At 37.6% G+C, this 13,434-nt stretch carries 11 protein-coding genes; 3 read left to right on the forward strand and 8 right to left on the reverse strand.

All coding sequences use genetic code 11. The features are described from left to right. Window positions 1-5: 5 nt before the first annotated feature. The 3 genes from rbtA to cxpE form a co-directional block, all read right to left on the reverse strand. Window positions 6-1,865 (reverse strand): rhombotarget A, encoded by a 1,860-nt coding sequence (gene rbtA, locus KTI78_RS01475; protein WP_262444980.1) that lies wholly within the window; start codon window positions 1,863-1,865, stop codon window positions 6-8. Window positions 1,866-2,185: 320 nt separating this feature from the next. Next, window positions 2,186-2,884 carry a DnaA regulatory inactivator Hda gene (gene hda, locus KTI78_RS01480; RefSeq protein ID WP_016140248.1) on the reverse strand — a complete coding sequence of 233 codons (699 nt, stop codon included), beginning with the start codon at window positions 2,882-2,884 and terminating at the stop codon, window positions 2,186-2,188. Window positions 2,885-2,904: 20 nt separating this feature from the next. After that, the gene (cxpE, locus tag KTI78_RS01485; RefSeq protein WP_016140247.1) at window positions 2,905-4,098 is read right to left on the reverse strand and encodes a chloramphenicol efflux transporter CxpE; all 1,194 of its coding nucleotides are present in this window, start codon (window positions 4,096-4,098) and stop codon (window positions 2,905-2,907) included. 135 nt (window positions 4,099-4,233) lie between these two features. On the opposite strand from cxpE, the gene purM reads away from it, so the two are divergent. Next, entirely contained in the window at window positions 4,234-5,304 is a 1,071-nt protein-coding gene (gene purM / locus KTI78_RS01490) for a phosphoribosylformylglycinamidine cyclo-ligase (RefSeq protein WP_262444981.1), read from the forward strand. Beyond that, window positions 5,301-5,930: a phosphoribosylglycinamide formyltransferase gene (gene purN, locus KTI78_RS01495; protein ID WP_239967139.1), complete on the forward strand. Its 630-nt coding sequence runs from the start codon at window positions 5,301-5,303 to the stop codon at window positions 5,928-5,930. The genes purM and purN overlap by 4 nt, the downstream gene beginning before the upstream one ends. Before the next feature lie 68 nt (window positions 5,931-5,998). Here the strand turns inward: purN and KTI78_RS01500 are convergent, their stop codons facing one another. Next, window positions 5,999-6,808, reverse strand: a complete 810-nt coding sequence (locus tag KTI78_RS01500) for an alpha/beta fold hydrolase (protein WP_016140244.1) — start codon at window positions 6,806-6,808, stop codon at window positions 5,999-6,001. 23 nt (window positions 6,809-6,831) lie between these two features. Further along, on the reverse strand, window positions 6,832-7,848 hold the full coding sequence (gene sppA, locus KTI78_RS01505) for a signal peptide peptidase SppA (protein ID WP_262444982.1): 1,017 nt from the start codon (window positions 7,846-7,848) through the stop codon (window positions 6,832-6,834). A 133-nt stretch (window positions 7,849-7,981) separates the two neighbouring features. Between sppA and KTI78_RS01510 the strand changes: the two genes are divergently transcribed. Then, window positions 7,982-8,965 carry a lysophospholipid acyltransferase family protein gene (locus KTI78_RS01510; protein ID WP_239975149.1) on the forward strand — a complete coding sequence of 328 codons (984 nt, stop codon included), beginning with the start codon at window positions 7,982-7,984 and terminating at the stop codon, window positions 8,963-8,965. Here the strand turns inward: KTI78_RS01510 and KTI78_RS01515 are convergent. From KTI78_RS01515 to KTI78_RS01525, 3 genes are all read right to left on the reverse strand, one after another. Beyond that, window positions 8,918-11,350: a DNA internalization-related competence protein ComEC/Rec2 gene (locus KTI78_RS01515; protein WP_262444983.1), complete on the reverse strand. Its 2,433-nt coding sequence runs from the start codon at window positions 11,348-11,350 to the stop codon at window positions 8,918-8,920. The genes KTI78_RS01510 and KTI78_RS01515 overlap by 48 nt on opposite strands. An 83-nt stretch (window positions 11,351-11,433) precedes the next feature. Continuing rightward, entirely contained in the window at window positions 11,434-12,120 is a 687-nt protein-coding gene (gene lolD / locus KTI78_RS01520; RefSeq protein ID WP_002118798.1) for a lipoprotein-releasing ABC transporter ATP-binding protein LolD, read from the reverse strand. After that, entirely contained in the window at window positions 12,113-13,348 is a 1,236-nt protein-coding gene (locus KTI78_RS01525; RefSeq protein WP_004790618.1) for a lipoprotein-releasing ABC transporter permease subunit, read from the reverse strand. Before KTI78_RS01525 ends, lolD begins: the two co-directional genes overlap by 8 nt. Window positions 13,349-13,434 lie beyond the last annotated feature (86 nt).

Below are 13,434 nucleotides of genomic sequence, written 5' to 3' on the forward strand. Positions count from 1 at the left end.
CTTGATTATGACTTTAAACGTCTTAGAGCAATTAAGCCAAATAGACCAAAAACTAAACCACCACCTACACTTCCGCCACCACCCGCACTTACAGACTTATCCTCAATACCTGAGGGTGGATCTTGTACAATTTGAACTGGAATTGTTAAGTAAACGTCAGCAGTATTATTAAAACGTGTGGTAGTAGTAACGACTAAAAGGTTAAATACATCTGCTCCATGCCAGTTTCCATTTGGAACATAAGTTAAATTTCCCTGAGCATCGATAGACAAAGTTCCTTTAGATGGTGTACTTGTTTGAACAATCTTCATACAGCCTGACTGCCAGGCTTGACCATCTGTTCTTTTTCCAAACATTTTTTCGCATGTTTGTGGAGAAACTAATTCTCCATCACCTACCACATCGGCAATATTAAATTTGGCAATTTCGCCATATTTAATATCTTGGCCATGTGTACTAATATCATCGCGGTTAGTAATTAATTCAATTGCCCCTAAATCACACAACTCATCATAACCACTTCGATTTTTTCCACGTTGATCTTGTTTTTCACAACTCGCCAGACCTACAGAAGTCCCATCGCTATATAAACGACCTTTGTTAATTAATAATGATTGCGAAAGACTGGTATATTTATCTAAAACTCTTGGTTTAAAGAACCCTAAAAAGCTATTGCTCGGTGTTGAATACGGACATAACAAACCATCTGCTGGTGGAACATCACAGGTTCCTTCATCTGCATTTCCAGCAATTAGTTTTTCACTTGCAGGGTATAGAATATTTGGTAACTCTGCAGAAGCATTACGATTACATTCTGTTGTTACTAAATTGCTTTGCACAATCGTTTTATCTGTTGCAGATACCTTACAGTTTGTTGTGTTGCCTACTAAAATACTATTAGAGACAGACGCTTTTCCTTGTGGGGCATCAAAATACAAGCCTCCCACATTTTTAATAAGAGTAATATTATTGATTACCATGCCATCACGAACATTGGCAATGAAACTACCTTTATTATGAAAAATTGTACTATTACTCAAACCAATGATACGAGAAGTTAAATATCCGCCCGTACTTTCATCTGCAAATTTAGTTGCAGCATGAAATAATGCACCATCTGCTGCACTCACTTCATTATCACGCACCACAGATTGCGTAACATAGTAAAGTGGCATATCAGTATATAAAATGCCTCCCTGACTTGCTTTATTATTTTGCATCAGGCTATTAATAATCGTTACTGAACCCGCTGTTTTTGGAGTATTTGATAAATTACCAGCGTTATAAATTGCTCCCCCATTTGTTGCATACCCATCCATTAAACGCGAATTTTGAATAACCAATTGTTCATGATTATAAATTAATCCACCGTTACCTTGAGGTATTACACTCTTTGAGCCAGCACCTTTTAAATTAACATCAACAAATAAAACTGAAAAAGAAGCTTTTTCAACACTACCATCATCTATACGGAATAGTTGATCCGTACCGACCATTTTAATAGTTGCATTATGAGAGTTGGGTGCTCCTTCCTCAACCAGAGTAGAATCATTTTTTGCTGTACTAATAGCTACAGGAACAGTAATTACTATACTTTTATTTAAAGTATATTCTTTATCACGCTGCAAAATGATATTTGATGAAGCATCTTTATTTCCGCAACCATTATAACCGTTTGCATATTTTTCAACATCAGCAGCATTGGAAGATGCGCGATATTTTAGAAATTGTATTGCTTCACGTAATGAACAGACCTTGTTATCGACGTCTTCATCAGTTGTAGTTGTAACTTGAATATCGGCAGAATAAGCGTGTCCAGCAATAGCCAATAAAGCAAAAGCAATGCTCCGTTTGAGCATACCCATCTCCTTACATCTTTTTTCATTTTTCTTTGTCAAAATTGCAAAATTTCCGCTTTTGCAACCGCATCCTTTGTGCGTACTTTGTCACAGGAAGTAGAATTTCTCAAGACTTTTTGATCGGTCTATAGAGTCATTTTTGAGCTAAATTACAAAAAGCTTTATAGTTAAAAAAAGTTTTTTTAATACAAAAAGCTAGCTTATTAAAAATTAGAAGTTATAAATACAACTATTTATTCTGAAATGAAAAACAATTCTGTCTAGAAAGAAATTCTTTAATTATATGAAATAAATTTAGGCAAAATAGCAAACTTAAGGTAAAAATTTTATTGTTGATACTCATCAATCAAAGCATAAATTTGCCTTAAAGTCGCATTAGATAGTTTTGTTTTTTCACCTTTGAGCAACTTTTCCAACTGCGCAACAGTCTTTAGTAAAAGAGATGCTTGATGAGGACCATGTAATAATAAGTAGTCAACAATTTGCTGATCGAAGTGGATACCACGTCTAGCCATTACAGATGTAACCAAGGCATAGCGGTCTGCATATAAACTTCCACTCGGCACTTTTACACTAACTGCCTGTGTAAGTCGTGACTGTAAGTCTGGCAATTCAAGTTTTAATTCGATCGGTGCTACACGCGAAGAAAATACAAGTTGTCCTTCGTGATTATTCATTAAATGAAAAACAGCTTTTTGCCAGTGAGGTACGCCACTAATTGATTCAATATCATCCAAAGCAACAAGGTCATAATGTTCTAAAGAAGTAATAGCTTCAATAGGAGCATCAAGTAGTTCAAGCAAAGAGACTTTAATCGCAGATTTGCCTAATTCTAAATAAGAATCACAAATTGCAGAAAGTAAGTGACTCTTTCCTGTCCCTGCTCCACCGTAGATATAAAATCTACTCACCAGACCAGCATGTAATTGACGCACGGCATCAACTACATGCCCCCAACCTGGTCCCGAAAAATCACTGATTCGGGCATCAAGTTGAGGTTCTATATCCAGTTGGAGTTGACGCATATATTGAATTAACCTTGAAATTATTTCTGGTTAGGGGATTTCAGTTCATCTGTATCTTGCTGTGTTTTAACTTCAAGATCAAGCTTAGTGCTCTCAGTTTGTACATGAATTTGCTCAATATCGCCATGTTGGATCACTAATGTAGAAGGTGGAGCATAAAGTGAGCTTCTTTCATAATTCTCTCTTAAATGCTTCAACAACACCACAATAACAGCTGCAACCGGCAAAGCAATTAACATTCCTAAGAAACCTGCAAGCTGTGCACCTGCCAATACTGCAAAAACAACTGCTACAGGAGATAGACCAATTTTATCGCCCAATAGGAATGGCTGTAGAATATAGCCTTCTACCGCTTGGCCAATCATAAAAACTACACCAACCAGTAATAGATGCATCCAATCCAATCCGAATTGGAACAAGCTAGCAATAACAGCTGCAATAATACCTACGGCAAATCCTAAATAAGGAATAATACTGGCAAGGCCGGCCACCATACCAATAATAAGACCAACTTCCAAACCAATGAGCTGCAAACCAACTGCATAGACTACGCCAAGCAATAGCATGACGAGAAACTGACCTTTAACAAATGCTCCTAAAACGCTATGGCATTCGCCAACGATCTGTAAAGTAGTTGCTTCATATGGACGCGGAATGAGACGACGTAAGTTTTGTAACATACGTTCCCAATCAAGCAAGAAATAGAAGGCAATAATAGGAATTAAAACAACTGTCCCACCAATCTGAATAAAATTCAAACCCGATTGAGCCAATTTTAATAACACTGCCTGAATGCTGTCTGCACTATAATTGGTTTGGACATATTCCATCACGGCTTTAGACAACTGCTCGGTGTCAATTTCCATTTGCTGGACATTAAATGTCGAAGATACCCAAGGTAAAAAAGTAGCATTAATCCAGTGAATGCCTGCTGGAATACTATCTCGGGCATAAACTAATTGTTTCCAAATCAGTGGAACTAAATACCAAAGTGCAATAGTTAGGGTTACGCCTATTCCCACAAATACCATGCTAATTGCCAACCAGCGAGGCAATTTCATTTTTACCAGCACATCAACAAGTGGACTGAATAAATAAGCGAGGAAAAAAGCACCGATAAAAGGAATGACTACAGGCTTGAGTAAGTACAACACCCATACCAGCAATACAATACCTGCGAGTAAAAAAATACGGCGCAGTATACGATCTTGCATAAAATCTAGCCTTTTTTGATTTAATCGTTATAAATGAAAAAATATTTTTATTAAAGATAGCATTTTCGAGCATAAATAACATAAGAGTTTCGTATATTCAGGTTATAATCTGCCGCCAATGCGGAGACTTCATTTATGAGCAACTCAACTTCTACCCCAAATACCGGTTTAAGCTACAAAGATGCGGGTGTTGACATTGAAGCGGGCGACGCACTGGTCGATCGTATCAAGTCAGTCGCTAAACGTACAAGTCGTCCTGAAGTAATGGGCGGACTTGGTGGCTTTGGTGCACTATGCAAAATTCCTAAAGGTTATGAAGAGCCTGTTTTAGTTTCTGGAACTGACGGTGTAGGAACTAAATTACGTTTGGCACTTAATCTCAATCGTCATGACACAATTGGTCAAGACCTTGTGGCTATGTGTGTCAATGACCTTTTAGTTTGTGGCGCAGAACCATTATTCTTCCTTGATTATTACGCGACTGGTCACTTAAATGTTGACGTTGCTGCAAATGTTGTTACTGGTATTGGTAAAGGTTGTGAACTTGCAGGTTGCGCACTTGTAGGTGGTGAAACCGCAGAAATGCCAGGTATGTATGAAGGCGAAGATTACGATCTTGCTGGTTTTGCCGTTGGTGTTGTTGAACAAAGCAAAATTATTGATGGCTCTAAAGTAAAGTCTGGTGATGTACTTATCGGTGTTGCATCAAGTGGTGCTCACTCTAATGGTTATTCATTACTACGTAAAATTTTAGATATTAAAAACGTTGATTTAACTCAAATAATTGATGGTCGTCCTCTTGCTGATGTAGCAATGGAACCAACTCGTATTTATGTAAAACCAGTTCTTGAACTCTGCAAACAAGTTGATGTTCATGCTATGGCACATATTACTGGTGGCGGTTTACCAGGTAACTTACCTCGCGTATTACCAAATGGTGCACAAGCAGTAATTGATGAGTCTTCTTGGGAATGGTCTGAATTATTCCAACTTCTACAACGCGAAGGCAATGTAGAACGCTTTGAAATGTACCGTACTTTTAACTGTGGCGTAGGTATGGTTATTGCTGTTGATGCAAATGATGCTGAAAAAGCAATTGAAGTGCTTAATGCTCAAGGCGAAAAAGCTTGGAAGATTGGACATATCCAAGAAAATGCTGAATCAGTAGAAGGTGCAGACGAAAAAATTCGTGTGATCTTTGCATGATAAAAATTGCTGTTCTAGTCTCTGGGAACGGCAGTAATTTACAAGCCTTGATAGATGCAAATCTATCGGGGCAAATTGTAGGTGTACTGTCTAATAAAGCAGATGCTTATGCCTTAGAGCGCGCTCAAAAAGCTAATATTGCTACCGCTGTTATCTCCCATAAAGACTTTCCAACTCGTGAAGTGTTTGATGAAGCAATGCATCAGCAACTCTTAGCTTGGGAAGTAGATGTAGTTATTTTAGCTGGTTTCATGCGTATCTTAACGCCAACCTTTGTCAACAAATGGCAAGGGAAAATGCTGAATATACATCCCTCGCTTCTTCCAGCTTACAAAGGTGTGAATACGCATCAACGTGTTTTAAACACAGGTGATCGTTTACATGGTTGTACCGTGCACTTTGTAACTGCTGAACTGGATTCTGGTCAATCTATAGCCCAATCAGCTATATCAGTTAAAGAACATGATACTGCTGCTTCATTAGCAGATCGAGTCCATACACTTGAGCACTTTATCTACCCTCAAGTTGCAGAGTGGTTGTGTAACGGTCAACTTACTTGGAAAGATGGACAGGCCTATTTCCGTAATCAAGCTCTAAAAGACCCTATTCGTTTTGCAAGTTGGTAAAATGTTTTACTAACAAACAAAAAATAAAAAAGGACATGCTGGCATGTCCTTTTTTATATATTTAAAAATTAATTTAGCTGTTGATGAATCAATTTCTTTATAGAGTTTACTGTGTCGATAGGATGCTCTAGTGGAAACATATGCCCTCCTTCAACCACAGTAAATGGAATGCCCATTTTCCGCTTTGCCATTTGAGGAAAGCCTCTTTTTAAAAAAGCACTTTCTTTGCCCACAACTAAATGCACAGGCATCTTAGGTTTTGGCATAGGTAACCACCACCAAGAAGGATTTTTACGGAAAATTGCCACTTCATCTTCACGGGAAATGGTTAAAGTTACTCCACCGCGAACCGAATCCTCTTTCAAAGCATAATCAATATAAGCTTGGAAACAATCTTCATCAAAATCTTTGTAAAACCCTTTGGGACGTAGTAATTCAGCAGCCTGTTCTCTCGATTCCCAATGTTCACGGCGACGTGCGGATAAGCCCGCAGGTGTCATTGCATCAACTAATTTAGGACGAAATAATTTTGCCATATGAAAAGCAAATGAATATCGTCCTAAAATAAGAGGCGGATCTAACATAATGACTTGAGAGAAAAGTTCAGGACGTCGGAAAGAGGCCATCAATGTTAAAACCGAACCAAGAGAATGGCCCAGTCCAATGACTTTACGTCCTTTCGCTTGACGCACAATACTATCAATAACCTGGTCAACTAAAGCAGGCCAATGATTCGTCACAGGATAGCGCTTATCAGGACCAATCAAGGGAACATAAATAACGTCATATTCCCCTTTCAATTGGTCAAACAGTTTTTGATACACTTTTGATGGTACGCCATTGGCATGAGCAAAGTGTATAACTGGTTTCATTGACATACCGCTATCCTAAAAATACAGATTTATTGTAATTTTGCGCTTTGACGAGTCTGCACCTCTTGAGCAATAGATTCACTTACCCCTTGCCCGATTTGTGCACCCATACGACCTAAAATGGATTGTAATGGGTTGCGCTCAATTGTGTAGTCAACTTTATTATCAAGGTTTAGTTCACGCATCAAGCTCGTAATATTACCTGAACGGTCAGCAATACCTAACTGGATTGCTTGTTCACCAGTCCAGAATAAACCAGAAAAAATAGCTGGATCATTCGATTTCAAACGCTTGCCACGCCCTTCTTTAACTGCAGTAATAAAGTGAGTATGAACATTATCAAGGACAGATTGAATATGTTGCTTTTGAGCAGGATCAATTGGTTTTGTCATACTTAAAATGTCTTTATTCGTTCCCGCTGTTAAAGTACGGTCTTCAATACCGAGTTTCTGAGCTAAACCAGTAATTCCATAGTTAGGCATGATGACACCAATTGAACCCACTAAACTTGATGGATTAACAATAATTTCATCGGCAGCAGACGCAATATAGTAAGCACCTGACGCACCCATATCACCAATAACGGCATAAACTTTTTTATCAGGATGCTGCTTTTTCAAATAACGAATTTCCTGCCAAATTTCATCAGACTGAACTGGAGAACCGCCAGGTGAGTTAATATTAAGTGCAACAGCTTTACTATTTGAAGCTTCAAAAGCACGTTTAAGCGCTTTATTGGTATCTTCACTATTTACTGCTTGATTGCTTGAAGCATCAATCGTTCCAATAATATCCACCACTGCTAAATGAGCGCTACTGCTACTTACAGCAGAACCTTCTTTGCTGGTAGAACAGCCTTTGCCCATAAGTACAATAATGAATAGTAAATAAATAAAAGTTAATGTTTTGAAGAAGATACCCCAACGGCGACTACGACGCTGTTCTTCTACGGAAGCGAGTACAGCTTTCTCAAGAATTTGCCATTCTGGTCCATTTTGTTTAGGGATTATAGGTTCATTTTGTGGTTTTGGTGGCCAATCGGACATAAAATTCCAATCCAAATCAATCTAAAATGATGTCATTATATACGTTGATTTGATAAAAACTGTCTAAATTATATGATTTCATTTATAATATTTTTATCTTTTTTTACTTGTTGCCTCCTTTTTACCGCGATAGATGACCAAACTAGATGTAAAAAGCATGAACTATTACTTACTCAGAACTTTTAGCCGTCAGCCAATTCAATTTGGACGTTTTATTGCCCGTATGTTGGCAGGATTAGTTAATACTTTAAAAATTACTAGAACATCAAAAAGTATAGAACTTAACTTACAAATTGCACTTCCGCATTTAACACCGCAGCAACGACTAGATATTACACAACAAGCTATACGTAACGAATTAACCTCATACTTTGAGTTTTTAAGTATTTGGGGCTCGTCAAATAGTAAAAATATCGAAAGAATTCACCATATTGAGGGTGAACATTACTTTCATGAAGCACTAGCAGCGAAAAAAGGTGTGGTTTTAATTGTTCCACATTTTGGCACATGGGAAATTATGAATGCTTGGTGTGCCCAATTCACTTCAATGACTATTTTATACAAACCAGTAAAAAATGTAGATGCAGACCGTTTTGTTCGAGAAGCACGTAGTCGCGAACAGGCCAACTTGGTTCCTACCGATGAAACTGGTGTTAGACAAATTTTTAAAGCATTAAAACAAGGCGAAACCACTGTAATTCTGCCCGACCATACACCTAATGTTGGTGGGGATATGATCAATTATTTTGGTGTGCCACTTGCGTCAAGTAATTTAAGTGCCAAGCTCATCCAAAAAACCAAAGCCAAAGCATTATTCCTTTACGCGATTCGTAATGAACACGATGGCTTTACGATGCATATTGAGCCTATGGATGAGAAGATTTACGAAGGTAGTGCCGATGATGGAACCTTTGTTATTCATCAAGCCATTGAACAACTGATCCAGCACTATCCTGAACACTATCACTGGAGTTATAAACGTTTTAAAGCAAATCCTGCTTTAGATAATATTTATAATCTTGATCCAGATGAAGCGTTACAAATCATTGCTAAGCTTAAAGCAGAAGCTTCACAAATTCCGGTGAAGCCAAGTACGCTCGAAACGTCGAGTATATAAAACCATCTCATGTTTGCGAGATACAAAGCTTAATGTTCCTTGTTCAACTGTGCTTTTAAATGGAATATGAAGTGCTTTTATTCTCGCTAAAACCTCTTTGCTTGGATGTCCATATCGATTATTAAAACCAGCGGAGGCCACCACAAGCTTTGGCTTTAAATTCGCTAGAAAGTCATAAGCTGAACTATGTTTACTTCCATGATGTCCTAATACCAGAACATCTACCTTTAACTCAGGATATTCCTTTATAAGTTGATATTCTGCTTCCCATCCTGCATCCCCCATAATTAAATAGTTTTGATAACCATTTATCTGTTTTAAGTGAATATAAACCACACAAGAATATTGGTTTTGATTTGAAGGAACTAAATTTAAATCTTTTTCTTTAGGCCAAAGGACTTCAATATCTAATTGTGGATATTGCCATTTTTGCCCTTGATGACAATAAGTAAAAGGTTCTTTAACCTGTTCTTTCCATAATTCATTTGATATGACTTGTTTAATAGGAAAAGCCTGAGCGATAGAAGGAAATGCTCCGCTATGATCTTGGTCGAGATGAGATAGTACGACGTGATCCAGTTGTCTAATTCCCTTTTGACGTAAATATGGAATCACCACATTTTGACCAATACTAAAAGCCTTCTCATCATAAGAACCACCTGTATCGATGAGCCATGTCTGCTCTGGATGTTGCAAGAAAATAGCTTGCCCCTGTCCCACATCTATAATATTTAATTGAATTTGCTGGGACGACTTATTCGGAATAACCAAGGGTAAACAGCATATGAGTCCCCAAGATTTTGGTAAAACCCCACGCGGTAAAAATAAGATAATAATAACGAAGCTAAGGCAAACTAAATCAAGTGTTGTCAGGCTAAAGCCTTGTAATGGTAATGATAATTTTTCTAAAAGATCAAAACATGTCAGTACTATACTAATCAGGACATCATTAATTTGAAAAAATAAATTTCCAATAGGATTAAAAATAAGCCATACACAAGCAGCAAAAATATTTAAAGGAACAATTACCCCTCCGAGTAAAGGCACCGCAATAATATTTGTAAAAGGCGCAACCCATGAAATCTGTTGAAAGAAAACCAGCATTAAAGGACATAGAGCAATAAATATTTTGCCTTGAGAATCAATTAAGATTTTGCCGAAAAGAATGATTCTAGATAACAGACTCATTGGAACTAGTTTTGGAGCTTGTTCTATAGTTTGATAAATACGCAGTAAAATAAAGCAAGAACCATAAGAGAGCCAAAAACCTGCCGATAAAACACTAAATGGATCAAAAAATAAAAGTAGACTTGCACTATAAACTAACAGTGAAAATGGCTTAACAGGCAGCTTGATCAATAATAAAGAAGCAAATAAAAATACTGAAAGTAAAGTTCTTAAGGCTGGAATTTCAAAACCAACAAATGCCGTATAAATCAAAACACCGAAACATAATGGAATCATGGCCCAAATTTGTTTAGGCTGATACAAATAAAGCTGCGGATAATAACGCCGTACTGATTGATGTAATCCCCAAGACAACATGATGGCAAAAATGAGCACATGAGGCCCTGAAATCGCCAACAAATGAGAGACTCCTAATTCCTTAAATTGATTTTTAATCTCATCATTTAAGAGACTTTCGTCCCCTGTTAATAAAGCTAATAATAACCCTTTATTTTGCAAAGGAGATTTTTGTAGCATCAATCTAAATTTTAGACGCAATTTTTCTATACTTAATTTTTGTCTGTTAAAAAACTTTTGTTGCTCTTTTAAATGATATTGATAACCCAACCGATAAATTTCATCAGAGCTTAAAGACTCAATATGCTGAACACTAAAACCAGACATTATGTCTCGCTGAATAAACCATTGTTCTTGATCAAAAGCTCCTGCCACTGCATAGCTATGAGCTGGTCTGGTTTTACCCGAAATTCGATAGTAATGACCTAATTGTAATTTTGGTTCATCTATCGCTGAGTTTACTTTTTGGCTTTTTAAATATAATAGCCAGTTAACGGGACGTAAGGACTGCCCTAGTACCTGAACGGTTTGCTGCGTCTTATCTTGTTTTTCTTCACTTATGCGGTCTACATACACAACTATATCTAAAGATTTAGGCTGCATTTGTCGGAGTTGTAATCTTTCATTTAAGGCATTCTGAGCATATTGATGTCCTATAGTAAAAAGACTAATAGTGCAGACTAGACAGTAAATGTTTTTTAATATGGGCCGATTTAAAAATGTATGCCCCTTAAAAACATAAAAAATAAAACCTATAACGAGTAATACTTTACCGATCCAACCATATTGCATGATGAGAGGGATATTTATCCCCATAAATGCAATACCACCAATCCACCCCATTAAAATAAATTTTAACATTCAACGTCATAATCATTATCTTTTTAGGGGCAAAATTAAAGCCCAACTGACTGGGCTTTAACAATGTGATTTAATGACAATTTTTAAGAACCACTCACCCAGAGTCCATCTTGCATATGCAAAATAGAATCTGCTGCCTGAGCTAAATGCTCATCATGGGTCACAATGAGCATAGCCATGTTGAGTTCTTTCTTAAGATCGGTCAGTAACTCAAAAATACCTAGAGCTGTTTTACGGTCTAAATTACCTGTTGGCTCATCTGCTAAAACAACCGCAGGTTTAGTGACTAAAGCACGCGCTAAAGCCACACGTTGGCGCTCACCACCTGAAAGCTCACCTGGCTTATGGTCCATACGATGAGATAACCCAACTCGATCAAGTAAATATTCAGCTTGTGCTTTTACCGATTTAAATTGGCTATCTGCTCGAAGCATAAGAGGCATTGCTACATTTTCAAGCGCAGAAAACTCAGGTAATAAATGGTGAAATTGATAAACAAAACCGAGGTATTGGTTGCGTTGAAAACCACGCTCGGCTTCACCTAAATTATCAAAACGCTGACCATTTAAGAATACTTGCCCTTGAGTTGGTTGCTCTAAACCACCTAGCACATGAAGCAAAGTACTTTTACCTGAACCACTTGCACCCACAATCGAAACAAACTGCCCTGCCTCAACTTGTAAAGAAAGACCTTTAATGACTTCAACTTTAGATTTACCGTCATCAAAATGTTTGTATATTTCTTTCGCTTCTAAAACAATTTTACTCATAGCGCAAAGCCTCGGCAGGTTGAACTTTGGCAGCACGAAGCGCCGGATAGATAGTCGCCAAGAAACTTAAAAGTAAAGAAACAATCACGATAATCGTCACATCTTGCCATCTTAAATAAGATGGAAGGTAATGCACAAAGTAAGCATCAAATAGATTTAAGCCCAACACATTGTTAAACCATGAAATAATATCGCTAATGGTTAAAGCTAAAATAACACCTAAAACCGTACCTGCAACGGTACCAATCACACCAATCACGGTGCCTTGAACCATAAATATTTTAGTAATCATTGATGGCGAAGCGCCTAAAGTACGCAAAATTGCAATATCTGATTTTTTATCAGTTACAACCATGACCAATGACGAAACAATATTAAATGCTGCAACCACAATAATAAGTACAAGCAACAAACCAACTAGAGTTTTTTCCATTTGAATGGCATTAAACAAATTGCCATGCGTATAAGTCCAGTTCGTTGCATAGAAATTGCTTGGTAAACTTTTTACCAAATCATCGGCAACTTGTGGCGCTGCAAAAATATCATCTAGTTTTAAACGAACACCTTGGGCACCATCTGGTAAGCGTAATAAGGTTGAAGCATCATATAGGGCGATATAACCCACCATAGAGTCAACTTCAGCGCCTACACTAAAAATACCAACCACTTTAAAACGCTTGAAACGCGGTACTACACCTGCTGGAGATGGGGTTGCTTCTGGTAAAACCAATGTCACACTGTCATTTAGACGTAAGCCTAATGAGTCAGCCATATCTTTACCAAGCACAATACCAAACTCACCTTTTTTAAGTGAATCTAAGCTTCCGGCAACAATATGATTTTGAATAATAGAAACATTCTTTTCATATTTTGGGTCAATACCCGTCACCATAATACCAGCGACTTGCCCTTGCGCAGTTAACATACCTTGCAATTGCGTAAAAGGTGCGACCCCAGTTACATGTGGATGATGTTCAACTCGCTTCACCAGCTCAGGCCAATCCGTCAGGATTTGTGTAGATGAAACTGTCGCTTGCGGCACCATTCCTAACACACGGTTTTTCAATTCGCGATCGAAACCGTTCATGACAGAAAGTACCGTAATCAATACAGCGACACCGAGTGTCAAACCGACCATCGAAACCAATGCAATAAAAGAAATAAAATGATTACTGCGTCTTGCGCGAGTATATCTCAACCCTATATACAGTGAGATTGGTTTAAACATACCTTCTAAATCCAAGGTCATTGATGGAAAATAAAAGATGTTGATGTCAAATTGCACCCACATCGACTATTTGACCATACCGTTAG

It is taken from the genome of Acinetobacter sp. WU_MDCI_Abxe161, assembly GCF_025514355.1.
Taxonomy (GTDB): domain Bacteria; phylum Pseudomonadota; class Gammaproteobacteria; order Pseudomonadales; family Moraxellaceae; genus Acinetobacter; species Acinetobacter pittii_E.

Bases quoted from the DNA above. Each gene is read 5' to 3' on its own strand.
- rbtA (WP_262444980.1), bottom strand. From the start codon at position 1,865: ATGGGTATGCTCAAACGGAGCATTGCTTTTGCTTTATTGGCTATTGCT.
- hda (WP_016140248.1), bottom strand. From the start codon at position 2,884: ATGCGTCAACTCCAACTGGATATAGAACCTCAACTTGATGCCCGAATC.
- cxpE (WP_016140247.1), bottom strand. From the start codon at position 4,098: ATGCAAGATCGTATACTGCGCCGTATTTTTTTACTCGCAGGTATTGTA.
- purM (WP_262444981.1), top strand. From the start codon at position 4,234: ATGAGCAACTCAACTTCTACCCCAAATACCGGTTTAAGCTACAAAGAT.
- purN (WP_239967139.1), top strand. From the start codon at position 5,301: ATGATAAAAATTGCTGTTCTAGTCTCTGGGAACGGCAGTAATTTACAA.
- KTI78_RS01500 (WP_016140244.1), bottom strand. From the start codon at position 6,808: ATGTCAATGAAACCAGTTATACACTTTGCTCATGCCAATGGCGTACCA.
- sppA (WP_262444982.1), bottom strand. From the start codon at position 7,848: ATGTCCGATTGGCCACCAAAACCACAAAATGAACCTATAATCCCTAAA.
- KTI78_RS01510 (WP_239975149.1), top strand. From the start codon at position 7,982: ATGACCAAACTAGATGTAAAAAGCATGAACTATTACTTACTCAGAACT.
- KTI78_RS01515 (WP_262444983.1), bottom strand. From the start codon at position 11,350: ATGTTAAAATTTATTTTAATGGGGTGGATTGGTGGTATTGCATTTATG.
- lolD (WP_002118798.1), bottom strand. From the start codon at position 12,120: ATGAGTAAAATTGTTTTAGAAGCGAAAGAAATATACAAACATTTTGAT.
- KTI78_RS01525 (WP_004790618.1), bottom strand. From the start codon at position 13,348: ATGTTTAAACCAATCTCACTGTATATAGGGTTGAGATATACTCGCGCA.